Origin of the sequence: Corynebacterium sp. NPDC060344 (assembly GCF_042725215.1) — a bacterium.
In the GTDB taxonomy this organism is placed as follows: Bacteria; Actinomycetota; Actinomycetes; order Mycobacteriales; family Mycobacteriaceae; genus Corynebacterium.
In genome coordinates this window covers 483194-507931 of record NZ_JBHXCS010000001.1, presented here as the reverse complement: position 1 = coordinate 507931, position 24738 = coordinate 483194, and the positions used below count along the sequence as shown (strand labels likewise).

18 protein-coding genes are annotated in these 24738 nt (G+C 64.2%); 6 read left to right on the top strand and 12 right to left on the bottom strand.

From position 1 onward, the window contains the following. Positions 1–30: 30 nt before the first annotated feature. A complete protein-coding gene (locus tag ACFWGD_RS02240) occupies positions 31–4149 on the bottom strand; it encodes an ABC transporter ATP-binding protein (RefSeq protein WP_377776872.1) in 4119 nt (1372 codons plus the stop codon). Beyond that, positions 4150–5145: a hypothetical protein gene (locus tag ACFWGD_RS02235; protein ID WP_377776871.1), complete on the bottom strand. Its 996-nt coding sequence runs from the start codon at positions 5143–5145 to the stop codon at positions 4150–4152. 1192 nt (positions 5146–6337) lie between these two features. Between ACFWGD_RS02235 and ACFWGD_RS02230 the strand changes: the two genes are divergently transcribed. The 3 genes from ACFWGD_RS02230 (at position 6338) to ACFWGD_RS02220 (ending at position 9789) form a co-directional block, all read left to right on the top strand. After that, positions 6338–7171: a (2Fe-2S)-binding protein gene (locus tag ACFWGD_RS02230; protein ID WP_377776870.1), complete on the top strand. Its 834-nt coding sequence runs from the start codon at positions 6338–6340 to the stop codon at positions 7169–7171. A gap of 87 nt (positions 7172–7258) precedes the next feature. Next, positions 7259–8143, top strand: a complete 885-nt coding sequence (locus ACFWGD_RS02225; RefSeq protein WP_377776869.1) for a hypothetical protein — start codon at positions 7259–7261, stop codon at positions 8141–8143. Positions 8144–8331: 188 nt separating this feature from the next. Beyond that, a complete protein-coding gene (locus ACFWGD_RS02220; protein WP_377776868.1) occupies positions 8332–9789 on the top strand; it encodes an Abi family protein in 1458 nt (485 codons plus the stop codon). An 87-nt stretch (positions 9790–9876) separates the two neighbouring features. Here the strand turns inward: ACFWGD_RS02220 and ACFWGD_RS02215 are convergent, their stop codons facing one another. Then, entirely contained in the window at positions 9877–10536 is a 660-nt protein-coding gene (locus tag ACFWGD_RS02215) for a TetR family transcriptional regulator (RefSeq protein WP_377776867.1), read from the bottom strand. 79 nt (positions 10537–10615) lie between these two features. Between ACFWGD_RS02215 and ACFWGD_RS02210 the strand changes: the two genes are divergently transcribed. Together ACFWGD_RS02210 and ACFWGD_RS02205 are read left to right on the top strand one after the other, a co-directional pair. Further along, positions 10616–11155 (top strand): hypothetical protein, encoded by a 540-nt coding sequence (locus tag ACFWGD_RS02210; protein ID WP_377776866.1) that lies wholly within the window; start codon positions 10616–10618, stop codon positions 11153–11155. A 513-nt stretch (positions 11156–11668) separates the two neighbouring features. Then, the gene (locus tag ACFWGD_RS02205; protein WP_377776865.1) at positions 11669–12676 is read left to right on the top strand and encodes an ADP-ribosylglycohydrolase family protein; all 1008 of its coding nucleotides are present in this window, start codon (positions 11669–11671) and stop codon (positions 12674–12676) included. A 38-nt stretch (positions 12677–12714) separates the two neighbouring features. Here ACFWGD_RS02205 and ACFWGD_RS02200 read toward each other — a convergent pair whose 3' ends face one another. Beyond that, entirely contained in the window at positions 12715–13296 is a 582-nt protein-coding gene (locus ACFWGD_RS02200) for a hypothetical protein (protein WP_377776864.1), read from the bottom strand. Positions 13297–13347: 51 nt separating this feature from the next. Here ACFWGD_RS02200 and ACFWGD_RS02195 point away from each other — a divergent pair, with 51 nt between their 5' ends. Beyond that, positions 13348–13869: a very short patch repair endonuclease gene (locus ACFWGD_RS02195; protein WP_377777021.1), complete on the top strand. Its 522-nt coding sequence runs from the start codon at positions 13348–13350 to the stop codon at positions 13867–13869. Positions 13870–13884: 15 nt separating this feature from the next. Here ACFWGD_RS02195 and ACFWGD_RS02190 read toward each other — a convergent pair whose 3' ends face one another. The 8 genes from ACFWGD_RS02190 to ACFWGD_RS02155 all read right to left on the bottom strand — a co-directional run bounded on the left by ACFWGD_RS02190 (position 13885) and on the right by ACFWGD_RS02155 (position 24734). Continuing rightward, a complete protein-coding gene (locus ACFWGD_RS02190) occupies positions 13885–14976 on the bottom strand; it encodes a DNA cytosine methyltransferase (RefSeq protein ID WP_377776863.1) in 1092 nt (363 codons plus the stop codon). A gap of 88 nt (positions 14977–15064) precedes the next feature. After that, positions 15065–15805, bottom strand: a complete 741-nt coding sequence (locus ACFWGD_RS02185) for a hypothetical protein (protein ID WP_377776862.1) — start codon at positions 15803–15805, stop codon at positions 15065–15067. Continuing rightward, the gene (locus tag ACFWGD_RS02180; protein WP_377776861.1) at positions 15805–16695 is read right to left on the bottom strand and encodes a hypothetical protein; all 891 of its coding nucleotides are present in this window, start codon (positions 16693–16695) and stop codon (positions 15805–15807) included. The genes ACFWGD_RS02185 and ACFWGD_RS02180 overlap by 1 nt, the downstream gene beginning before the upstream one ends. After that, positions 16695–18533: a hypothetical protein gene (locus ACFWGD_RS02175; RefSeq protein WP_377776860.1), complete on the bottom strand. Its 1839-nt coding sequence runs from the start codon at positions 18531–18533 to the stop codon at positions 16695–16697. The genes ACFWGD_RS02180 and ACFWGD_RS02175 overlap by 1 nt, the downstream gene beginning before the upstream one ends. After that, positions 18530–19498, bottom strand: coding sequence for a PD-(D/E)XK motif protein (locus ACFWGD_RS02170; protein WP_377776859.1), 969 nt, complete (start codon positions 19496–19498; stop codon positions 18530–18532). The genes ACFWGD_RS02175 and ACFWGD_RS02170 overlap by 4 nt, the downstream gene beginning before the upstream one ends. Continuing rightward, a complete protein-coding gene (locus ACFWGD_RS02165; RefSeq protein WP_377776858.1) occupies positions 19498–22047 on the bottom strand; it encodes a Z1 domain-containing protein in 2550 nt (849 codons plus the stop codon). The genes ACFWGD_RS02170 and ACFWGD_RS02165 overlap by 1 nt, the downstream gene beginning before the upstream one ends. Before the next feature lie 492 nt (positions 22048–22539). Continuing rightward, a complete protein-coding gene (locus tag ACFWGD_RS02160) occupies positions 22540–23673 on the bottom strand; it encodes a hypothetical protein (protein WP_377776857.1) in 1134 nt (377 codons plus the stop codon). Next, positions 23628–24734: a DNA cytosine methyltransferase gene (locus ACFWGD_RS02155; RefSeq protein WP_377776856.1), complete on the bottom strand. Its 1107-nt coding sequence runs from the start codon at positions 24732–24734 to the stop codon at positions 23628–23630. The genes ACFWGD_RS02160 and ACFWGD_RS02155 overlap by 46 nt, the downstream gene beginning before the upstream one ends. Between the last annotated feature and the right edge of the window lie 4 nt (positions 24735–24738).

The following is a 24738-nucleotide window of genomic DNA, read 5'->3' as shown; positions in this document are numbered from 1 at the left end:
ACGCGTATACCGCGGAGTTTTAGGGGTCAATCAAGGATAACGGTTGATGCCCGGTTCCTCCACGTCCGCCGTCCCTTTATGGTACGTGTCCCACAGCTTCGCGTAGGCGCCGCCCGCCCCCAGGAGAACGGTGTGCGGGCCGTCTTCGATGATCCGGCCATTTTCGAGCACCAAAATTCTGTCGGCGCGGGCGGCGGTGGCAAGGCGGTGGGCGACGATGACGGACGTCCGGCGGCGGGTGGCGCGGTCGGCGGCGGCGAGGATGGTGGCTTCGGTGGCGGGGTCGAGGGTGGCGGTGGCCTCGTCGAGAAGCAGCAGCGCGGGGTCGGCCATTTCGGCGCGGGCGAGCGCGATGAGCTGGCGTTGGCCCGACGACAGCCCGCGGCCGCGTTCGCCGACGGGGTGGGTGAAGCCGCCGGGGATGGCGGCGATGGCGGACAGGGCGCCGACGCGGCGGGCGGCGCCGGTGATCTCGTCCTCGCCGGCGCCGGGCCGCCCGTAGGCGATGTTCGACGCGATGGTCCCGTGGAACAGGTGGGGCTCCTGGGGCACGTAGCCGAGCGCGCCGCGCCACTGCTCGAGCGGGAATTCGCGGATGTCGGTGCCGGAGGCCCGCACCGCGCCCGACACCGGGTCGTGGAACCGGGCCAGGAGCTTGACGACGGTCGATTTCCCCGCACCCGTCGGCCCGACCACCGCCACGGTCTGGCCTTCGGGGATGTCCAGATCGAGCCCGTCGAGGATGGTGAGGGCGGCCGACTCGTTCCCGGCATGCGCATTCTCGCCCGAGTTCTCCGCGCCGGCGTCGGCATCGGCCTCGTCCTCGGTCAGGTCGGGGTCGGCGGTGGAGTAGCGGAAGGTGACATCGTCAAGCGAGATGCCGCCCGAGGCGGCCGACCTGGCCCCGGCGCGCGTGCCGGTGTCGGCGACGACGGCCTCGGTGCCCAGCAGGTCGGAGATGCGGACGAGGCCGACGCGGGCCTGCTGGTAGCCGTCGAACACCTGCGAGAGCTGCTGGATCGGGCCGAAGAGCATGCCCAGGTACAGCGTGAACGCGATGAGCACGCCGGCCGTCGTCGCGCCCTCGGTGACCTGCGTCGCGCCGACGAAAAGGACGGCGGCGGTGGTCAGCTCCGCGACGAAGTTGATGCCGGGGAAGAAGGTGCTCACCGCGGCCTGGGCGCGGATGCGCAGGCGGCGGTAGCGGTCGGACTCGCGGGTGAAGGAGGCCTCGACGTCGGCGACGCGGTGGTGCATCTGGATGGCGCGCAGGCCACCGATGGCCTCCTGGAAATCGGCGTTGACCGTGGAGACCTGCTCGCGGGCGGCGGCGTAGAGTTTCGACGAGATCGAGCGGAAGATCAGCGTGGCCACCGCGACGATCGGCAGCGCCATCAGCGCCACCCCGGCCAGCGACAGGTTCGTGGCCAGCAGCATGCCCGTGACGCCCAGCAGCGTGAACAGCGCGATGATGCCCTGGGCGACGCCGGTCTGCAGGAAGGAGGACAGGGCGTCGATGTCGGTGGTCATGCGCGTCATGATGCGGCCCGAGCGCTGCTTCTCGAAGTAGTCCAGCCCCAGCGAATGCAGATGCCGGAACGAGCGGACGCGCAGGGCGTAGAGCAGGCGTTCGCCGGTGCGCGAGGTCAGCACCGTCGTCGCCGCGATGGCCAGGAAACTGAGCGTGACGACGCCCAGCCCAGCTGCAGCGGCCAGCCACAGGGCGGAGGCGTCGCCGGCCGAGACGCCGTCGTCGATGGCCCAGCGCACGAGCATGGGAAACGCGAGGTCCGCGGCGGTGGTCACCAGCAGCATCGCGATGACCGACAGGATGAGCAGCCGGGCATTCGACAGCAGCGACGGCAGGCTGAAGCGGCGGGAGTTGTCCAGCGCCGAGGCGGAGATGCGCGGCTCTTCGTTGGCCGGGGGGAGTGCCTCGATGCGGTCGATGAGGTCCTGCGTGACGGGGGCGTTCATCATCGCGGCGCCCATGCCACCGCCCATTCCGCCACCGCCCATTCCTCCGCGGCCGCCGCCCATGCCGCCGGCGCCACCGCCCATGCCGGCGGCGCCCTTGGCGGAGATCATGCGGCCGTCGGTGCGGGTGTGCGCGGCGATGGCGTCCGAGGTGTCGGCGCCGTCACCGTCACCAGCGCCGTCACCAGCGCCGTCATCTTTGCCGGAACCGGAGCCCGGCCACAGCAGTTCGCGGTCGGGGTCGGCGCAGTCGGGTTCGTCGATGACCAGGGGAGCGGCGTCGCCACCCCGCGACGCATGGAGGGCGGCGCGGGCTCGGGCGCGGTCGGCGTCGGACAGGTCCATGAGGTCGGCGAATCCGGGGTGGCCGGCGACCAGCTCATCGCGGGTGCCGTAGCCGGTGACGCGCCCACCGTCGAGAACGAGGATGTTGTCCGCCAGCTCCAGCGTCGACGAGCGGTGCGCGACGATGACGGTGGTGATGTCCCCGTAGTGCTCGCGCAACGCATCGAAAATCAGCGCCTCGGTACCGGCGTCGATGGCCGACGTCGCATCGTCGAGCACCAGGATCCGCGGCCGCGCCAGCAGCGCCCGCGCCAGGGCCACGCGCTGCCGCTGCCCGCCGGAGAGGTTGTGGCCGCGCTCGCCGATGGCGGTGTCCCAGCCATCGGGAAGCTGATCGATGAACGTCACCTGCGCATGCGCCGCGGCCGCCTCGATCTCCGCATCGGTGGCATCGGGATCGGCCAGCGCAATGTTGTCGCGCAGGGTGCCGGAGCGCAGGAACGGCTCGTCGGGTACCACGGTGATCGCGCCGCGCACGTCATCCGCGCTGGCCAGGGCAATGTCCGCGCTTGACGACGACCCCTCCGCCCCCGATTCCTCCACCGCACCGGCACTTCCAGCGTCACCGGCACCGCCATCTGCACCGGCGCCGACGATCTCGATCGAACCCGAATCGGCAACGTAGAAACGCCCCAGCAATTCGGTGAGGATCGTCTTGCCCGACCCGGGGGGCCCGACCAATGCCAGGGTGGAGGCCGGGGGGAGGTCGACGGAGACGTCGTCAAGCAACACCCTGCCCCCGCGCGAATGCGTCACCCCGCGCAGACGCAGGCCCACCGGACCGGCGGGGACGGGGACGGGATCGGCGGGATCGGGATGATCGGGGCGCGACTCGATGACCTCGCCGACGCGATCGATGCTCGCCGCCGTCAGCTGCAGCGAAATGAGCATCGTGGAGACCATGCGCGACAGGGCCGTCAGCGTGGTCAGGTACGTGGCGAAGGCGACGAACGTGCCCACCGTGATCGTGCCGTTCAGCGCCAGCCAGCCGCCGACGGCGATGTTGGCCACCAGCGAGACCTGCGGCAGCGCCTGCAGCGCCGGCTGGAAGCGGGCGTTGAGCTTGGCCGAGCGCATCCGCAGCGCGTAGAGGGCGCGGGAGAGCGTGTCGAGTTCGGCGACCTCGCGCGAGGACTGCGCGAAGGCCTTGACCACGCGCACGCCCGTGACCGTTTCCTCGACGTGCGTGGCGACGTCCGCGGCCTTCTGCTGCGCCGTCCACGTCGCCGCGTACAGCGCCGAGCGGGACTTCAGCGCGATGGCGACCACCGCCGGGATGACCGCGAGGCCGACGAACGTCAGCGGCAGCGAGAGCATGAGCATCACGCCGACGGTGAGCACGATCTTCAGCACCGCGCCGAGCGTCAGCGGCAGCATGGCGAGCATCCCCTGGATGCCCTGGAGGTCCGAGATGGATCGGGAGACGACCTGGCCGGTGCGCACGCGGTCCTGCGCCGGGCCGTCTAGTGCCTGGAGCGAGGTGAGCAGGCGAACGCGCAGGTCATGCTGCACGTCGAGGGACAGTAGGCCCGCCGTGAAGCGGCGCACGATCTGCGTGAGGAACCTCGCCAGCGCCACGCCGACGAACACCGCGATCACCGCGGTCAACGGGGGCAACTGCGTCAGCGCCGCCGCCGACGGCCCGCCATCGCCCTGGCCCGTGGCCACGTCGATGGCATCGCGCGTCAGCAGCGGCGCGACGGTCTCCAGGACCGTGAGCAGCACCGTCGCCACCACGACCGCCGCCAGCGGCCCCGGATGCCGGAGGCAGGAACGCCAAATGGCGCGAGCCGGCCGGCTGGGGGCCGCGGCGGCGGAGTCGGTCATCTAGGCCTCGGAATCCTTGCGGTCGTCCTCACCCGTGCGGTCGTCCTTGCCGCCGATGGAGCCGAACGACAGGGGAATCTTCGGCAGGGAGAAACCAGCCTTCTTGACGTCGTCGTCGGAAAGCTCGAAAGTGTCCGGCCACGTCGCCGGGATCGGGCCCAGCGCCAGCCGCGCGCGCTCCAGCAGCGACTTGCCGATCTTCCGGTTCGCGCCCGCGCCGATGACCGCACCAATGCCCATGGGCATCAGCTTGCCGATCACCGCCATCCGCGCCGACTTGGCCAGGCGCTTCTGGGCCTGCTTGATCAGGACCTTGTTCAGGCCGCCGAGCTGCGGGATGCCCAGGCGCGCGATCAGCGACGCCGCCGGATCCTTGTCCGGGGCCTGCTTGCGCAGCGGCTCATCGCCCATCGCCGCGGCGACCAGCGCCGTGCCCGACGAGCCCATCAGCGTGACCAGGACGAGGCTGCGGCGGCGCTCCTCCTCCTCGATGTCGATGCCGCGCAGCGACGCCGACGCCAGGGTGTACCAGGCGGCGATCTCCAGGAAGACGACCGACTCCAGCGCGACGGCGCCCAGGCCCGTGACGAAGCCGACGCCCGGGATCACCGACGCGCCGCCCGCCGCGCCGCCCGAGCCGGTGACCAGGGCGAGGAAGTGGTCGTCGATGCGGTCCTGGATCTGCGCCGGAGTCTCGTGCGGCTTGCGCGCGTGGAGCTGGCGGACGTAGCCGGAGATCGCGGAGGTCTGCCACCCCATCGCCGTGTCCAGCGACTTGATGAGCATCCGGCCCGCGACGCCCGACTCTTCCTGCAGCTTCTTCGGGTCCGAGCCCACGGCGTCGGTGAGGAAGCCGCCGTCGCGCGGGGCGCTGTCGACGCCGATGGGGCCGCCGGCGTCGGTGGCCTCGTCGCCGGCGTTGCCCGCGTTGCCGGCGTTGCCGGCGCGGTTCTTGTTCGCGCCGTCCTTGTCGTCCTTGCCAAAGAATCCGAACATGTGGGGTCCTCCTCGTGCGTCGGTTATCGGGCTGATTCTATCCGCAACACCGGATCGAAGCGCCCCGTGGTGAGTGCTGTTACCCAACTGTGCCGTTCCGGGCGCGCGCTGGTCGTGCGGTCGGCTGGCCCGGGCAGCTTGCATATTCCTGCTTAACGACGTCCACCCGCCCCCTTATTCCGCACCACCTCGCGGCCGCCGGCGTCGTGTCCATTTTCAGCCTTCGCCGCCGCCACCTCCTCCGTCGCTGTCACCTCCGTTCCCCGCGCGCGCAATTGCCGCCGCCGTCTCCGTTCCCCGCGCACGCAAATGCCGCCGCAACCTCCATCCCGGGCGCGATCGCCGCCGCAACCTCCATCCCGGCCGTCGATCCGGAGTAACGCATTTGCTATCGCCCAAATCGGGACGCGGCACCCCTTTAAAGTCCCAGGTCGTGAGTCGCGGCAATGTCCCGTTCTGGGCGACCCGCCGATAATTGGGGGCGGTGTGGCTGATGAGGTCGCCGCCCGCCGCTGCCTGTCTCGTCCGCGTAGTCCCCGAACCCGCCGGCGCCGGCGAGCTTGCGGGCGCCGTCTCGCGCGCACCAATCGCCACTCTGGTTACACGGTCAAGTCACACCAGTAACAACGTTCGTCGATCGCGTTCAATTCGTAGGCTGCGCGCCGGAAAACACCTGGTGATTTGCGGCGGCGAGCCTACGAAAAGAACGCGTCGCCAGATTTTGGGGCTGGTGTGACTTGACCCGGGAAGGAAGGGGGCAAAGTGACTCGTGGGGCGCGAGGGATTGAGCGTCCATGAGGCCCGCAGAAGCGTTGGATGGCACTGGGAGGGCGTCGGCCATCGCGAGACGCTCAGGCGGGCGTATGACGACCTTGTGACTGATGGGGCTGGTGTGGTCACGGCGAGAGGGAAAGGATTCGTGGGGAAGAACCGGGGTGGCCGGGGGATGGGGCTGGTGTGGTCGGCCGGGAGGTGGGGTGGGTGATGTCCCTACGCTGGTAGCAGAAGAACGGCGATCCGAGAAGGCAGGCGGACGATCGCGGTGGTGCGAGAGGGAAGGTGGCTGGTTGAGGTGGGCGGGACGTCGTCAAGCAAAAGCGGGGCAAGCACAAGCGGGAACGTGACTCCCGTGCCGCAGCCGGCGCGGGAGTACGCGCGGCTGCTGGGGGAGATTCCGAGGATGAGTGGGGAAGTGACGGCTCATGAAGGAGCGCGATGGTGGAGCGGCGACGACGCGCGGGCGCTGATGTGCGACGGCGACGTGCTGCGCCGACGCGTCGACGCCGCCCGCGAGCTGTACCCGATGCCGGAGGAGGCGGGGGAGGCCGATCGCAACGGAATGCCCGGTGACGTGCGCTTTCTGGCGCAAGTGTGGTGGTACTCGACGTGCAACTCGTGGCTGGGGCCCGCGGCGGCGTCGATCGTGGTGCAGGGGCGCGCGCCGCGGCCGGGCTGGGACGGGCTGACCGTGTTCGAGCGCGACGACTACTGGCTGGGGTACGCGGCCGTGGAGTTCACCGACCTCGGCGCCGGCGACGGCCTGGAGTCCGGCGACCCGGCCGCCGCCGACGACGTGCGCGCGTACGGGCGGGCCATCGGCGAGATGCTGGCGCCGGTAGTCGACGCCATCGGCGCGGAGCTCGGCGTGCGCCCGGCGCCGCTGTGGGCGATCGCCGCCGACGCGCTGGCCGGGGCGGCGGTGGCCGCGGGCAACGAGGTGATGGAACCGTGGGCCGGTGCGCTGACGGGAACGTGGCTGGTGGAGGGCCTGGCCGGGTGCGGCGCCGCCGGCAGTGCGGTGCCGGTGCCGCGCTTCGTCGACGTGGAGGCCGGCGCCGGCCCCGACGGCGTGACCTCGACGGACCTGGACGCGGCGGCGGCCGGCGAGGCGGCGGACTTTGACGTGGTCACGCACCTGGAGCGGGTGTCGTGCTGCATGATTTACCGCAGCCCGAAGGCGGGGCTGTGCGTGTCGTGCCCGCGGCGGCCGGCGGCGGAGCGGCGGGAGTTGTGGGCGGCGACGTGACCGGCGGGTTATCGCTACGATGGCGTGCGGGCCGCGGCCGGTGCGCGGGCGATGGCCTCCGTCGATTTTGAGGGAAGGGTCCCATTCATGAGCTTCTTCGAGCAGATTGCCGCGGCGCTTGATCGCGAGGACATCGAGAGCCGGGTCAACGGGGACACGCTGTTCGTGCCCATCACGATGGACCTGGAGGTCCAGTTCGTCACCATCGACGATGAGTTGCCGGCGGCGGAGGTGTACGTCGCGGCCGCCGACGTCGATTCGGACGACGACGAGTTCGAGGCCGTGCTGGTGTCGGTGGTGTTCTCGGTGGAGGATGCCGTGGATGCGGTCGCGCATCATGTGGCGACGGATCGTGTGGTCACGTTGCTGCGGGTGCTTCTCGACGGCGAGGATGATCGCGTCTCCGACCTGGAGTTCGAGCAGGATCCGGAGGAGGCGACGCTGGTCACCGCGGAGGTGGGCGAGGCGTCGCTGCTGCAGGTGCTGGTCACGGCGAATGGCAATGATCCGGTGGCGCACGTGCGCTTCATCGCGCAGGACGAGAATCTGGACGACATCGTGGATCAGGCGATCGCGGAGTTCTGGGATTCGGATACGGAGACCATCCTCACCGACGACGATCGCCGCAAGATGTTCGCGGACCTCTACGCGGATGCGGCGAGCCTGCGCAATGAGGTGCTGACGCTGGGGGAGTTCAGGGACTTCGACAAGCTTCTCGACGTCCTGTCGCTGGCCGCCGACCGCGCCGAGGAGTGGGAGGACCAGCTCGCCCCGGTCGAGGACGGTTTCGCCGAGGCGCTGTATTCCACGTACCAGGACGATGACTGGGACGAGGACGACGACGATCTTGGCGACGATGACGATTACGACGACAACGACGAAGACGATGTCGACGATGACGATGATGTCGACGCGGATTCGCTTGACGACGATGCCGTGGCAGACAAGTCGGCCAAGAACGACAAGAAGTAGTCGCAGGTAGCTCGTTATTCATAGCGTGAGCTTGCGTGCGTAGTGTGCAATTGCGTGCGCAACGCACGGTTGTTTGCGCAACGCACGGTTGCGTGCGTGGCGCATGACCTCTATCATCAGGTGTATCACGACTGGTCGTCACCCTAGATCCTTAGGGGGCGGCCAGTTTTCATTTATCATGTGAAGCTGTGGCCAGCACGTACTCAAAACCGTTTCTTGATATCGATGAGCAGGTGCGACTTCTGGCGGAGCGGGGGCTCGCTTTTCCTGACCATGAGACTCTCGCCGGCGTCCTCGAACGGGTTGGCTACTACCGTTTGTCCGGGTATTGGTATGAGTTCAGGCAATTCCCGAAGGTCGAAGGGGAGCCACGTCCATCGGAGTTTCAGGATGGCGCGTGTTTGGATGAGATCCTCGAGATCTATGAGTTCGATGAACGGCTCCGGTCTCTGCTTGCATTGGCGTTGTCGCGCATCGAGGTAGCGGTGCGATCGCGAGTCGGGCATGTCCTGGGGAAGCGGCATCAGTTCGCACACGTCGAAGCAGCTCATTTGAGTGAAAGTTGGACGTGTGGCCGAGGCGAGTCGTATCCCGACCCTTTGTGCGGCGAGATTCGACGGGAAAGGGAGAGTCAGCACTCCGAATGGCGTCGCAAGCAGGATCGCAATGAAGAAGTCTCCAGTGAAGCATTCGTTGAGCACATTCATGAGCGCTACGGCAAGCCTCTGCCGGTGTGGGCGGCCACCGAGCTCATGACATTTGGCGAGCTCAGTACGCTTTACGGTGGGATGTTGCAGCGCGACCGTGAGGCCATCGCCGTCGGCTATGACCTGATGGACGTCAACGGAGTCGGAGATATCGGTGCCTTCGGGAGCTGGCTCGATCGACTGAGGCAGGCACGGAATCTTTGCTCCCACCATGGTCGGCTGTGGAACAAGAACCACACGGCTCTGGTGTCGGTTCCCGACTCGTGCCGAGAGCTCTTCCACCTCGTGGAAGGTCCGGGAGATAAAGGAGTTCCAGCAAAGGTCACGCGCCAGAATTCCCGCGTGTACGCGACGCTTGCGCTCGTGGCGTTTCTCCTGGGCAGAATCGAGGGTACGAACGAGGCTCGAGATCGTTTGATCCGTGAGATCGAAGACTTTGTTGCGGATAGGCCCGACAGGCTGGATTCGATGGGATTCCCCGTGAACTGGAGGTCACTGCCGATTTGGAGGTACGGCTACCGGAGGGATCCTGCGATCGTGGAGCGTGCGCGCTTGCTGCGGAGCGTCGACCTACTGATGACCGCCGATGCGACGACTTCTCTCGCTGCCGGAGGCAATCGGTCTGATGCCAAAAGCAAGCTGGGATACTACCGAAAGAAGGGTGCGTTGCTTTCGGTGCCGGGGGCTCAGTCGCATCGTTACCCCTCGTTCCAGTTCTCCGCCGGGGGAGGAGTGCTTCCAGAGCTGGTCATTCTTGCCAATCGGCGGCTCCTCAATGGTGGGAACTACAGCGAGCGGGACCAATGGGAGGCACTGAGGTGGTGGACGTTCCCGAATGGCCTGCTCCCCGATGGGCAAGCCCCGGCCGATGCTCTCCTGCAAGGGTGTCTCAGTGTGGAGCAGCTGAACCAGTTGTTGACGCCCCGCGACGATGAGTAAACGGCTGATGGCGGCAAGAACTGGTCGGACCTAGTTCGAATCCCAAGAGTGGGGCACTGGCAGTGAGCCGGTGCCCCGCTTTCGCGTCTACGCTCCGGCGACTCGGTCGAGCGCGCGGGCCAGCGTTGCTTCGGCGCCGCGGGTGCCGGCGTCGGTGGCGTACCCGGGATTCTCCAGGCAGCGCAGGGCGATGCCGTCGAGGGCGACCCGCAGGTCGGTGGCCAGCTCGGCTGTCGTGGCGACGTCCGAGACCAAGTCCGGGTCCAGGTCCGGGGCCAGGTCCGGCCGCAGCTTTGCGACGGTGATCGCGCACAGCTGATCGAGCTTCTCCCCGGCATCGGCGATCGCCTCGCGAATGGGGGCGCTGTCGGGGTGTCCGGTGAAGAGGGCGAGTTGGACGACGAAATCGGCGCGGGAGGCGTCGGAAAGCGGGATCGTTTCGCGCAGGACGGCCAGGAAGGTGCCGCGAACCGGGGTTCCGGCGGCGAGTTCGCGGGTGAAGACGTCCTGGATGCGGGCGGCGGCGCGGTCGGCGTTGTCGGCCATGAGCGCGGTGAACAGGGATTCGTGCGAGGGGAAGATGTGGCGCAGCGAGCCGGTGGCCATGCCGGCTTCGGTGGCGACGTTGCGGACGCTGGCGGCTTCGATGCCGGCGCGCAGGATCAGGCGGCGGGCGGCGGCGAGGGCCTGCTCGCGACGTTCGTCGGCGGTGAGGCGCGGGCGGGAGGGGTTGCCGGATTGTGCCATGGCGCAATTCTAGCGCAGTCGTGCTAGTCTTCGTGACTAACACGACCGTGTTAGAAAGCTGGAAGGGAAGTGATCGGCCATGGTGTACGCGATCATCGCGTGTGAGATCGGATTCTGGGTGCTCATCGCGTTGGGGCTATTGGCGCGGTATCCGCTGGGCATGCCGCGGCTGGGGCTGGTGTTGCTGGCGCTGACGCCGGTGGTGGACGTGGCGCTGCTGGTGTTCACGGTCCTCGACCTGCGTTCGGGCGGACGGCCGGGGCTGGCGCATGGGTTGGCGGCGCTGTACCTGGGGTTCTCGGTGGTGTTCGGCAAGAGGGCGATTGCGTGGGCGGATCGGGCGTACCGGCGCCGCGTGCGCGGGGAGCACGTGGAGGAGCCCGCCGTCGGATCGAAGGTGCGCAAGGAATGGGCGGACTTCGGCTGGGCGATCGCGGCGGCGGCGCTCGCCGTGATCGTGCTCGAGTTGTGCGTGGCCATCGTCGGCGGCGGCGAGGGGGCGATGGCGCTGCGCGAGTGGTACCCGCGCCTGGGCGTGGTGTTGGGAGTCTGGTTCATCACCGGCCCTCTGTGGGCGATGCTGTCGCCGGGGAAGCAGCGGCCGGCTGAGGTGGGGTAGTAGCGTCGCGGGATCCATTGGCAATGGAGTGGGCTCGGGCTACGGTTCGGGTAACCGGAGGAGGTACGAAACGCCATGACAACTGGGGATCAGGAAGCTCGACGTCGGCTCGAGCAATGGCTCGCGTCGGAGGGAGAAGGTGTTGTGACGGACTCGGACGGACCGGCAGTCGCCGCGTATCGCGAACTCAAGGCGGGAATCGGGAGGAACGGTGGCCAGCTCGCTCCGTGGGCAGCTGAGCGCGAGGTTGCCGAAGAGGTGCGGCGCATGAGAGAAGAGCGAAAGCAACCCGAGGGGCTTTTGGCCGAGGGGTACTGATGGGGCCGGGGGAAACGATCCACTTGGGGTCGGCGGTTGGCGGCCGCATTCGATCGGCGATCGGCCAGTTGATCCTTCGCAGATCCGTTGGGAAACGGGTCAGTGATCCCGTGCTCGGAGGCGAGGGCGCGTGGGTGATTTGCGACGGCATGCGAGCCCCGGTGCACGCCCCGCACTTTCCCTATTCTGGCCAGCATGACTCCTTCGGATTCGGCCGCCGGTTCCGCCACCGATCCCGCCGCCGAGACCACCACTGATCCCACCACCGGCACCGCGCAGCTGCGCGATCGCGCCCGCGGGTGCCTGTTGGGTCAGTTCATCGGTGATTCGCTGGGTAGTCTCGTGGAGTTCGAGGAGCCCGAGGACATCGCCGAGCGCTACCCGGACGGGGTGCGCGATCTTGCCGATGGCGGCACCTGGAACCTCATCGCCGGCCAGCCAACGGATGACTCGCAGATGGCGATGATGCTCATCCGCAGCCTCCAGCGCCAGGGCACCTTCGACGCCGACGACGTGTTTCGCGGTTACGTCCACTGGTATTCGACGAATCCATTCGACATCGGCGGCACGTGCGAGCGGGCGCTGGCCGGGCACGGCCTCAATGAAGACTCCCAGGCCAACGGCGCCCTCATGCGCGTCTCGCCGTTGGGAGTCTTCGGTGCCCGCGACGACGTCGGCATCGCCGCCGCTGCCGACTTCGCCCGCGAGGAAGCCGCGCTGACCCACCCCAACCCGATCTGCATCGATGCGAACGCGGTGTTCGTCACGGGCCTGGTCACGGCGATCCACGGTGGCACGGTCAAGGAGGTCGTCGATGCGATGGAGGGCGCGACCTCCGAGCAGGCGGTCGCCCAGGCGATTGCGGCGGGCCGCATGGGCGATGTCGGTGATTACCGGCAGCACGACGGCTGGGTGTTGCTGGCGCTGTCGATCGCGGTGCGTCAGCTGGTGCTTTACGACGATCCGGTCGACGCCCTCGTCGACGCCATCGGCATGGGCGGCGACACCGACACCAATGCGGCGATTGCCGGCGCCTTGCTCGGCGCGGTGCACGGGGCGACGGCGTGGCCGGAGCGCTGGGTCAGGGGAGTCCTCGAGTGTGAGCCGGAAAAGGGCCGTCCAGGTGTGGCGAATCCGCTGCGCCGCGAGTTTTGGGCGACGGACCTGCTGGAGCAGGCCGACGAGCTTGCCGGTCTGGCGTAGCGCGAGAATCATGGCGGCCTGACCTCGCCCGCAGCTCTTTACGCTGCCCGCGACCGTGGCGTGAACAACTCGGGTGGGCTGGTGAACACGTGGCCTTCCCGGTCGCCGATCCAGCTGAAGCGGAATGCGCCGCTGGCGGGATCGGTGCCGTTGGGGTGGATGTTTGCCGCGTCGCGGGCATCATGAAGAGCTTCGGCGATGGCGCGGGCGTGGACGGGACCGGTGAAGGGGGTGGGCTGGTCGTCGTGAAGCCCGACGAGGACGGATGCCGTGAACAGGTACACCGGGCGGCCGCCGAGCATGAGGTATTCGGGGTAGCGCAGCGATAGGTCCCGGACGAGGCCGGCGGGGACGCGGACGCGGTGGGTGCGGATGGTCGCGGTGACGCCGTCGGCGTCGGGAAGCGTGATCGTGTGGTCGAGCGCGCCCGGGCGCATGGCGCGGGCGGCGACGGGGTGGCGGTAGAACGTGGAGACCAGGGCGAGCTCGTCGCCGCAGGCCCGGCGGTAGCGATCGGCGAGGGTGTGCGCTGGCTGCGGGAGCTGGTGGACGTCGTGGTCGTGGCTCGGGTCGGCGGGAATGTGCTGGTGGGCTGCGGGGAGGTTCGGTGAGTTCGTCATGGCCCGCAGGGTAGAGCATGGCTCGGACGAGTGTTCGAAGTGGGTTCGAACATGTGTGTCAAGTCTCGCGTGCCGGCATCATCGGGAGGGGGGACGGGGACGGAAGTGAGCGGAGGTGGCGTGGTGAGTGCGGAACGTCGTGGCCCCACACCTCTCAATTCCCAGGTGTCCAGGAATCTGAGTCGAGTCAAGAGACGCGACACCAAGCCTGAGATTCAGTTACGTCGAGAACTGCATCGACGAGGATTGCGTTTTCGCGTGGATTACGGCGGCGTCAGTGGCCACCCCGACGTGGCCTTCACCAGGGTGAAAATCGCCGCCTTCATCGACGGCTGCTTCTGGCATGGATGCAGCATCCACGGATCCTTGCCGAAGAACAACGCCGAATGGTGGAGGGCGAAAATCCAGCGAAACCGGGAACGCGATGCGCATGTGACCGCTGAGCTTCGGGTGATGGGATGGGTCGTCCTTCGGTACTGGACTCACGATGACATCGACGAGGTGGCCGACGAGATCGAGGACACGTGGAGGGAGCTGGCTGGGCTAGCTGTTATGCCCCTCGACAGGGAGTGAAGGCCCGGAGCAGGGTTACTCCATGCCGGGAAGTGGCATCGCATCTTCGAGGCGCCTGATTCCCCCAAAGGCGTCGAGGAGCGTTTCGGCAATCGCTTTGGACAAGGGGATCGGCACGGCATTGCCGATCTGCTTCCCGATCGACGTCTTTGAGCCGTACCAGAGGTAGTTCGGCGGGAACCCCTGGATGAGCGCGGCCTCGAAGTGGGTGATGGCACGGTGCTCGTCCGGATGAAGGTATCGGCCCTTCTCGGGCTTGAAGAACTCCGTTCGGATAGTCACCGAAGGGCGGTCCCAGTACAGGCGGCCCATGACATCCCCCGAGCCCGACTTGTGATTGCGCCAACAGGGGGCGAGGTACTCGTCGCGGATGTCGAACCGATTACCACCGGGGGGAATGTCGCGAAAACGCTTCAGGGAAATGTCCCGGTAGTCGCGGGTGAAGTGGAGCTCATGCGTCTGCACGGGGCGTTCCGGCCGCAAGTGCGTGCTCGTCACTCGAGAAGGAACGCCGGCCAACACATCGGCGAGCGTCTTGCGGTCGTTCTCCTGAAGTTTGGTGGGCCACTTGGGGGCGACGGCCCCCTTCTTCCATCCCAGAGCTATGAAGCGCTTTCGTTTTTGGGCTGCGCCGAAATGACTGGCGTCCAAAACATCGGTGTCGAACCGATAGTTCTCGAGAATTCCTCCAGGTTCGAACTCACGAAAGAACAATGGTGCTTCCAGTGATTTGGCGAACTGGGGAACGTTCTCCATCACGAAATAGGTGGCTCCCGAGTCTCGGACGGCCTCGGCGTAATGGCGCCACAGGGCATTTCGTTCATCGTCGGCCTGCTGTTTTCCGAGCTGGGAGAAACCCTGACACGGCGGCCCTCCGACCACGACGTCGGCGTCGGGCACCGCCTCGTGCTCGGTCCAGGTTTCGATGTCGCCCGCGAACGTCACCGCCTCGCCGCCACCGTGGTTGGCATCGAACGTGCGCGAAGCGTCGGCATCCCACTCGACTGCACGTACGCAGCGGAACAAGTCGCTGGCCTGCTTGAAGCCTTCGGTGATGCCACCCGCACCTGCGAAGAGATCCAGGGTGCGAATGGGGTGAGGGATCATGAACCAAAGGCTAGCCGGCTACGCCCGCCGCACCAAACGCGCAGTAACATCGCCGGCATTCGGTGGCCTCGTCTGTGGTTTTTGGAGGTCACCTCAGAGCTTCCAGGCTTTCGCGGACCACGTCGTCCACGAACGTCTGGAGTTCTGGCGTCGTCAAGGAAAAGGTGTCGATGAATGCCAGTCTTCGCCGCATTCGCTTGGTGACGTCACGGACCCAAGTGCGACGGGGAAACTTGGTCAGGTGAGCCGCGGTCGCCTCCATGAAATAAAGGAAAAACTCGCGGTGACGGGTGAACGACGTCCTCTCGAAAAACTGGTTCAACTCGGATTCTTTGAATTTCTCCAGGAGACCCGGTCGTTCACGACAAACGGTTTCTTGCCACCAGAGCCGTCCCCATGCATGGCGAGTCGGGTCGATGCAGATCCAACGCTCCTTGGTGGCGGAGGGGCCATCGCCCCATCTCCATGCCGTGAGGTCGGGGAGGATGACGAGCGAAATCATCGACCATACGCCGGGCTGTCCAGCTTCTTCCCACGTCACGGCCATGTGATCGACCATCACCGGAGCGGCGTCCCTATCGAAGGCCGGGCCGGCACCTCCGGCATGGTCCGTGGTTCCGAATCCATGAATGCGCGCAACGTCGATGAGTGCGTTTCGAAGACGTTCGATCTCGGGGGTTCCGGCCCGTCCACCGGTCGGACCGTAGGTCATTTGGCCGTGACTCGTCGCGTAGGGCGGGATCTGACCTGCCAGGACCTCGGACTGGAAAATCGTTTCCGAAATCGACCGGGTGATCCGGGGCCACAGTCGAGTTTGATTGGCGGCCATCAGAACGAACGCCCCTTTCCTTGAGCTCGGGTGATTCCTTCGACGGTCGCCCTCAATCGAGCCATCTGGTCGATTCCGCCGCCCAAGCTCGCGCCGGACAGATCAGCCTGTTCGAGGAGGAGCGAAAACATCGCACCCAACGAGCCAACTTCCCATGAAGACGAGACGTCGAGGTTTTCCAATCGATCAACTTCCATCGCGAGGTAGAGCATGTGCGTCGAAAGTCCGTGGCTGAGTTCTTGAAGGAGCCGTTTTTGCCCTGCGGTGGGTTCCTCGGCTGTCGTCGCTTCGATCAATTTCGAGTCTCGTTGGTTCAAGTGGAGGACGGCGGCCGAGTTGAACGATGCGGTCAGATCCGTTGTGTCGATTTCGAGGTACCAGGAAGCGTCCACGTGGTAGGGCGTGTGCGCGAAGTCATCGATGCAGACGGGGAACTTGCCGTCGTCGGTGCCGAGGACCACGCTTTGGGTGTCCTCGTAGAGGACGGTCCCGGCAACGGATGGTGAGCCGTCTTCCGAGCCCGCCGCGGGCACTGCGGTCACCGTCGTCCTGAGGGTGAGTCTGCCACCGATTTCCATGCCGTCCAGACGCCCTCGAACAATCCGTTGCTTTTCATCCACGACGATGTCGATGGCGACCGTCCCGCCCATCTTGGTGGAATCACTCGACCAGGACACGGTGACGCGTACTCCGGAATTCGGGGCCAAACCACAGTCCAGACGGATGCCCTCCACGTCGATCTCGTAGGGACGAGAGATCTCCAGACTCGTTCCGGCGTTCCAGTCGGGAATCTGGCTCTCCAGGGAGGACCAGTCCTCTCCGATTCGTCGGCTCCATCCTTCGAACGCGATGCGTCCGGGCCCAGGTACAAGATAAGGACGGTTGCGCATCAGGACTCCCTCGTTGCCACTGCCAAGCCCACGGAAGCATTTGGGACTCTGGAAATCTCGACTTGGAGTACGTCATAGTCCGAAATGTCACCGGTGACGACCAGTTCACTGCCTTCGGCGATCAATTGGCCGGAGGAGTTCCGCCATCCGATGACCCGCGGAACCGGAGCGTCCTTCGGAGGTTCGTTCTCGCGTCTGCCGTCATCGAGCACGACGAAGGTGTCGGCGATCAGTGTGACGGCGCGATGGCGGACTTCCGGCGGACTGACGACCGCAATCAATTTCAATCCTTCGTCGGTGCGAATGAGTGCCGGCTGATCGATGACACGTGCGGTGGGGCCCCGTTTCGATCTGGTGGACGTCGAAGACTTCTGCTGCTTGGGTTCCGTCGGTCCGAGCTCCCTGCCATCGAAGGGGATCAGTCGACCAAGGTTCGAAGAGAGACGGCCAAGTCCGGCCAAATCCGAGGAGCGGGTCGAAGCCTTGGTGGACAGGAACTCCTTGATTCCCTTTCGAAGATTCGATGCAGCGTAGTTGACGACGAGGCGAGCCTTGTCGGGGAGACCACGGGTCTCCCACTTGTCGTGGGTTGGAGGTTCCGCATCGGCGAAGCACTGGTCGAACTCGGGTGAGGCGATGAAGGTTGCGCCATATCCCATGTCCTGGCCGGGGAACGGCTCGCAGTCGAAGTAGTCCACCACCAATTTGGCCTGACGCATGCGGGCCGCGTGGTGGTAAGGGCCATTGAACGGTTTCGCGGACAGCAGCCCCGCGTGGGATCCGGAAGTCGGATCCGGCTGGCACAGGTGGATCGCCCAATGCCCGACTTCTCCGGGGTATTTCGGAGTTTTCCGAATGATCGGTGTTCCTTGCCCTTCGTGAATCGCGTCCAACGACAGCGTGAAAGGTCGAAGGAACGGGTACTGGTCCGGCCGTTGAATCGGGACCGGCTTGCCCTCCTTCTTCACGGAAACCTTGATTTCCGCTTCACGTGTCGCGGACCCGAGCTTCGGCCAGAGATGCCAAAGAAGCGCTGACACCACTCGATCCGCGGCATCGTCAATGTTGTCGTGGCGAGACTCTTCCTCACCATCGGCGAGGCCGAGATTCGGCAACAGAATGGCGATATCGGTTCCGGTTTCACCCTCCGTGAAGCCCGGCAGGCCGAACTGCGCCGACATGCTGGCCGCCTCGTCTTCGAGCAATGGCAGCGGCACGCCGCGCTCCGAATCAGTTGCTCCCCACCAGTGTCGACCGGTGTAGCGAACACCATCCGAACCGCTGAAAGGACTACCGAGTGCGGCGCCCATGAGCCGCCGGCGGTTCACCCGATCCGTACAGTTCGTGTCCACGAGGATGGCCCCGCATGAGCTGAGGTTGTAAAAGATGGCCTTTCCGAAGCCATACGTGCCACCACCGAGATCCTTGTCCCTCGGCTCACCGACGTTGCGGAGAAACTGGACGAAATTCGCCACCTGCCCCGGCTTCAACTTTTCATCGGCCAAGAGCGGACCGCCCAGGCCGGAAGTGCCTCTGTCGCTCACGATCATGATCAAGGCATCGGAAGTCAGATCACCCGGATGGACGACGGTGCCGTCGGTCGAATCCGCGTCTCCGATCAGCCGACGCCATGCCTCGGCATGCTCTCCCAATCGCCGAAACTCGATGGAGTAGCTGATCGACCCGTTAATCGAAGCATCCCAGCTGTTCTGAACGGATTCGCGTACGAGCACGTCCAACAGCTCCATCGACGGCGTGCCCAACTGGCGCATGACTCCCGAACCGGTGACGCCGCCTTCCGGAGGAAAAGGCTGGGACCACCATTTGATGGCACTCATTCGCCGACCTCCGAGAGCCACGAATCGATGTTGGAGAAAACGTCGCCGGTGATCAGATCCTCTGGCTCGATCGAGTACCTGAGGCGCTCGATCGCGGCGGGGAACTCGCCATCCGCGAAAGACGAGGCGACGATTCGAGGAGTCTGCTCGTTGACCTCGAAGAGAGATTCTCGAACGACCGAGTACCTGTAGTGCTCGAGGGCTTCGTCGTCGTCCAGCACCCCGATCTTGTTCAGCGTCGTGCGAAATCTCTGCGGATCTTCGACTTGATCTTCGATCTCTTGCGCAAGTTCCAGCAGTGTATTACCTGCCTCGTCCTCCTCGACCTGTCGAAGGCACAGGTACAATGGTTTGCCTTCGATGGTGTCAAGTTGAAGTGGGCCGTGGAAAGTCACCTGATCGGAGCCAGCACCGTAGGCCTTCACTTCGAGCGACATTGTGTCGAACTCGAAATCATGGGGTGCTTTAGAAGGACCGGTCCACGCGCTTGTTTCGACGATCTGTTGGGCATCGACGAAATCCTTCAGCACGCCGAGCTCGGCGAAGATCCCGATGCGCTGTTGTGGAGTGAGCGAACGACGACGCCTGTCGATGAAGAGGTTCTTCCACTCTCCAAGGCACTTGAGTGCGTCATGCACGGGATCGGTGCTGGTACCGGCGACCTCGATCAGGGCTGCCGCGAGCCGATCGAACGCGCGGGTGAGCGAGGGGTTGACGCAATAGATGTCGAGGTGCGACTCGTACCGGAGCCGATCGACCCCGACCGGGTGGATTCGGGTGCGGAGCGAATCACCGTCGTGTGGGATTGAGCAGTTGTAATTGCCGGCCGGGATCAGGACATGGTGCTGTCCCTCTTGATCGACGGCGAGACGGATCCGCGTTTCTGCAACGAATCCCATCGTAAACTCACCCGTCGCGGGTCGGTCCAACTCGGCCCAAAGGTCGGAGAATTTTGCGGCGTTCATCAGTCGTCCTCCGCGTCCGTATCGAAAATAGTCTGCACTTCCGCGGCTGCCTCGTCCGCGATGTCTTCGTACTGCGGCAATTCGACCGCCATGTGCGTACGGAGCCTGCGCTTCTTCACGTCGACCTCGCCGTTCAACTCGGGCTCCGGGAAACCGATGCCGATGCCTATCGGCGCGATCCCACCTGCGGCGTCGATGTTGTATTTGCGCATCTTGGGAGTCTTAGGTGTCTTTTTCGGTTCCGATACCGGATCAATGGGATAAATGAGGAGAATGCCCTTCCTGCACTGGGTGTCATCGAGCCCGCGCAGCGTCAGCATGCGAGGATCGGACAGCCTGCCGCCTGCGGCTTCCTCCAGTTCGGCCCGAGACTTGCCCAACCCCAACCCAAAATCGGGCGGACTGCTGAGGGTGTGGATTCGCTTTTTCTTGGGATCGGGAATTTCCGCTGAACGGCGGGACGTAGAGATAGGCCCGATGGGGCCGAGTTCGACGGTGCTGCCTTCTCCGGCCACGAATGCCACCGTCCACTTTTGCAGGTACCCATCTTGAACGCCGACACTGTCGCGGATGAATTGAGACAGGAGTCGCGGGTCCATGTTGGGCTGTGAGTCATGAACCGAAAAGTCGGCAAGAAAATCCAGAACAGCATCGGCCGGCACATCGTCGAAGACTTGGGTTCCGCTGGAGGCGCCGCTTTCGGACAGTCGGACTCCCAGAGATTGCGACGCGCGCGCCAATTTCACCGCAGCATCAAGGTTTGCCTGAAGCAAAGTCTCGTCGCTCACGTCGAAGTATCGGGTCGTCAACGCATGTCCGGTGAAGGTGATGTCGGTGGTCTTCGCGGCCCCCATTTTGGCTGTGATGGCCAACGCAGGATGAGTGAGAATGCGAACCGATACGTCCGTCGGCGTCAAGTCCTGTTCCTGGTAACGGTCGATGTCCATCCGCATCTCGAACTCGACTTGCGCGAGATGGCGGAACTGGTCGCGCAAGTCCTCCGTCATCCAAATGCGGGGTAGTTCTTCATATCCGTTGCGGAATCCGAACCAACGCCCCATCTGAAGAAGCGTGTCGTAGGCGCGCGCTGTTCGGACGAATACGGACGAGACCAGGCCTTCGAGCGTCAGGCCACGAGACAAGGTGTTTGCACCGACGGCGATGACGAGCTGAGGTTCTTTCGCACCCGTGTAGTCGAGACGGTCCTTGCTTCGATAGTTGTCCAGAACGATGCGAGTGCCGCGAATCACTCCCGGGAGTTGTTCGAGTACCTTGTCGAAGGGAAGACTCGCCCTTTGGAAGTCCTCGGCGGGTACCGCCGAGGACTCCTCGTTCCATGTGAGTCGAAGCCTCTCGATCGTCGCGGCGTCGTTTGACTCGAGTTTCGCCAACAGGTCATCACGGTACGTTTCGAGTGGTTCGCGGAACTTCTCGTGGACGTCCGTGACGATGTGAGTGTGAACCAGCATTGAACTGTGTTCTTTCTGACCGCGAACGAAGCGGGCGGCGGTAGCAAGGAAGAACCAGTTGACGGCCTTCTCCAGCACGCCCGTCACCTTCGGCTCGAAGGCTCGAATGTCCTTTTTGGTGGCCGGGCGGAGAGACTCGAGCTCGTTCTCCTCGACGAGTCTGACCATGTCATATCCCGCCGCCTCCTCCGAGTCATTCTCAGCATCGAGTCGACCGAAAATCATCTCCGGGCCGAAGTAGCCGTCGGGCCGAGGCAAATTCAAGATGAAGTCCCGAGGATAGAAATCCTCGGACTCGGAAGGGTCGATGAATACATTCGCGAACGGGGTGGCCGTGTAACCGATGTAGGTATTGCGGGGCATCAGCGCCAAGACATCCCTGATGAGGGGGTTGATCGTCGCGGTACCCACCGATGCTTGGTCGGCCTCATCGTCGATCACGAGAACCCTCAGGTTATTGAGGTGCTCACGCATGACCTCGGTGCCAAGCCAGTCACGAAGCCGGCGAAGTACAACAGGGTTCTTCTTGATCACCATCAGCCCGGTGGCGTTGCCTTCGCCAAGGGCGGCCTCGCCATTGAAAGTGGGTTTGCGGAAATCCGATTCCTCGGTAGTGAGAGAAAGCCACTTATCGGAGTTCAAGTCAGTGAGCTCGGATGACAGGCGACTCTGGGTTTGCTTCCGGAGGGAATTGTGGATGCCGGACAAAACGATGACGAGGTGATAGCCGAGATCGGCGGCCTTGGCTGCGACTGCAGTGAAGTTGGTCGTTTTCCCGGACTGGATGTACCCGACCACCAGACCGCGGCATTTGAACGCGTTGTCGTCGGGGCGATGGGTATGTGCGACAACGACATTCGACGCGTCGTCGACGGAGTTGACTTGTTCCTCCGGACGCTGCTTCTCGGTCAGGTAGTAGTCGCGCAGCCTCGGCCAACAAAGGTCGTCCTCGCCGGGACCGGGGTACCACGGTTCCATCCCCGCCGGACGAATCGCGGCCGGCTGCGACTCGATGATCTCGGTCAGTTTGAACTCGAACCCCCTGCACAACTCTTCAACGATGAGGGGATCGGGCACCATGTGCTTGAACCTCGAGCGAGCCGCGTCTACTCCGTGTGTCCGAGCGTACGAGTCGAAGACATCGCGGAAAGCGTCCACCATTTGCATTGCAACCTCCAGATTGAGTCTCGCTACCGAGGTTATCGTGTGTCCTGGATTGACCACATCGCGACGCGGTGAACTCGCTGCATTTTCGAACAAAATATTGAAGATCCGGAGTGTGCGGGGGCCCCCGAAGTGAAAATATGTCGTCAGGGGCAGGCCGGAAGCGTTTTCGTACGTTGTCGTCCTCGGGTTCTGAAATGCGGGGGCTCGCGTGGCCCAACCGGGAGGGGTGACGGGATGGAGGCCCGGCTACTCTCAGAGTCGACCGGCTCGTCAGTTCCCCCGTGGGGGCTGCGTATCAGCGTTGAAACCTTCTTCGAGGCTAGGGCCACTTGACCGGCGGGAGTCGAAGGTTGGTGGCGCGAGCTTCATCCAGCGTCCGTTGGCCCGTACGCAGGCACCGGGGCTCTATGCCGATGAAGTTTGCCCCTCATGTGTCGAGGGAGAGTTTGAGGCACCTTCCTTGGAGGATTTCACGAAGTCGGCCAAAGCTGCGGTAATGGCCGAACTGCCCTGAATTCTCGAATAGTAGTACGAAGCTCCGCGAACCGCCTCCTCTTGCTTCGGCAGATCCCAAACGGAAACGGCGCGAATCATGTCTTTGAGATCCATCACCTGGATGTTTCTGGACTCGATTTCGTATCGGGCGTCTTCGTCGATCGATGTGCAAGCGACCACGGCGGTCACATTGGGGAAGCGAGAAATGTCCTCGAGGTAAGCGCCGAGCTGACTATGAAGATTATCCAGGGTGAGGTGCAGATCTTTTACTTCAGCTGAAAGCTCTGTTTCCGATCCTCTGAATCCATCGACGTCGCCGAGCATGCGGGCGCGGCTAGAGCCCGTATTTACCTTGTGCGATTCGATGATCAGATTCGGAGAATCCGCGATGAAGTACCCGAATACCAATCCTTGAAGGCCGCAGCCCCCTGGGACGCCCTTGTGTGAACGGGGAAAAGTCTTCAACGTGCTTTCGAAAATTCGCACCTCCCGATCGCGAACTTGAGCAAGTTGAAACTCGGGACGTGTCAAGATTCCGGTGTCCCAAATGGTAAGGGCGAGTTCGGACCGTTCGCTTGAATCCATTTGATAGATCAGGTTGATGAAGTCACGATATTGACGCCAAGCTTGTGTGGCATGAGCTTCATTCTTCGGGTGTTCGCGCAGCAAATCGCCCGAAATGACGTCGAGCACCTCGTTGTAAATTGGTCGAAGTTTAATCCACGGGGCGTAGTCGCCCAATCGCACGTTCAGAGTGTTCACCACTCGTTCCGTGGTCGAGGTCTCGATCGAAAGCTCCTCGATCCCGTCCTTCAACTGTCCGGTCGGGTGATCGCGAAGGATCTTTTCCGCCTGCAAAAGCAGCGCGAGACTGAGGCCCGGCCAAAAGTTCTGCCGCATCGGCCGCTTCGTCTCGATCCAGTCCAATGCCGCGTCGAACTTGGGCGTGGGGGAAAATGAAGCGTTGGGTGCCCCGAAGGGAGCTCTCAAGTCAAGCTTCAGGCGAAAGTTGTCGAGGGGTTGATCTCCGCCGCGTCGTGACATGTCTCTCTCCAGGAACTCGGATCCAAGAGCGACCTTGCGATCGCTTCGGCCAGCATGGGAGGGACGGCGTTGGCGATCTGAAGTCGTTGGCTCGTCACTCCCTTTTCAAAATGGAACTTATCAGGAAACGACTGCAGTCGTGCCCCTTCGCGCGCGGTGAGACCCCGATTCTGTCTCGGGTGAACGCATCGGGATCCCGATGGCTTGCCCATGTTCTGGGTGACTGCCACGGCAGGCTTCCACGACGCCAACCTTGAGTAGGAATTGTGAAAACCTGACTTTGGCTGAAGGTGCGCGGGGATTTGGTTGCGGTTTCCACCATCTTCGATATGGGAGATGGCCTCGATCAAGCGGTCCGGATGATTCGATGCAGTGTGGCCTTGGAGCGTGGTGCTGCCAGCCCGCATGTTCTTTTGGTACTCCGTCCGTGGGCGGGTCCGTCTGTAACTTGTGACGGTCTCTCCGGCGCCAACCGGCGGCAGATCGCCGATCGCGGCATCGACGCTCGTGTACTCGGTCGATGAAACGATTGGAGGCGGCTTGATGTACGAGCGTCCGTCGAGTGTTCCGACGAAAATTACCCGACGGCGGAGTTGGGGGACGCCGTAGTCTGCGGCGGTGAACACGTTGAACTCGACCGTGTATCCGATCGATTCGAACTTTGCGGCGACTTCTTCTTCGAAGCTCATGTCCTTCAGTCCGAGAACGTTCTCGATTAGGAATCCACTCGGCCTGATGTCGTCCACGATTCGGAAGAACTCCAGGAAGAGCTGGTTTCGGGGGTCCGTCCGATTCCGCTTTCCGACTGTGCTGTAACCCTGGCAAGGTGGGCCGCCAATGATCCAATCGGGCGTTTTGCCTGCCGTCTCCAGAAGCTCGGTCGTGGAGACTTCTCGAATATCTCGCTCGATAAATGGGGTATTGGGAAAATTCGCACGGTAAGTTGCGGAGCTGTCGGCCCAGTAGTCGGTGGCGGCCAAGCATTTGAAACCGGCGTTTTCGAACCCGAGAGACATGCCGCCGGCGCCGGCGAAGAGTTCGATAAAGGTCTGCTGCTTCATGCTG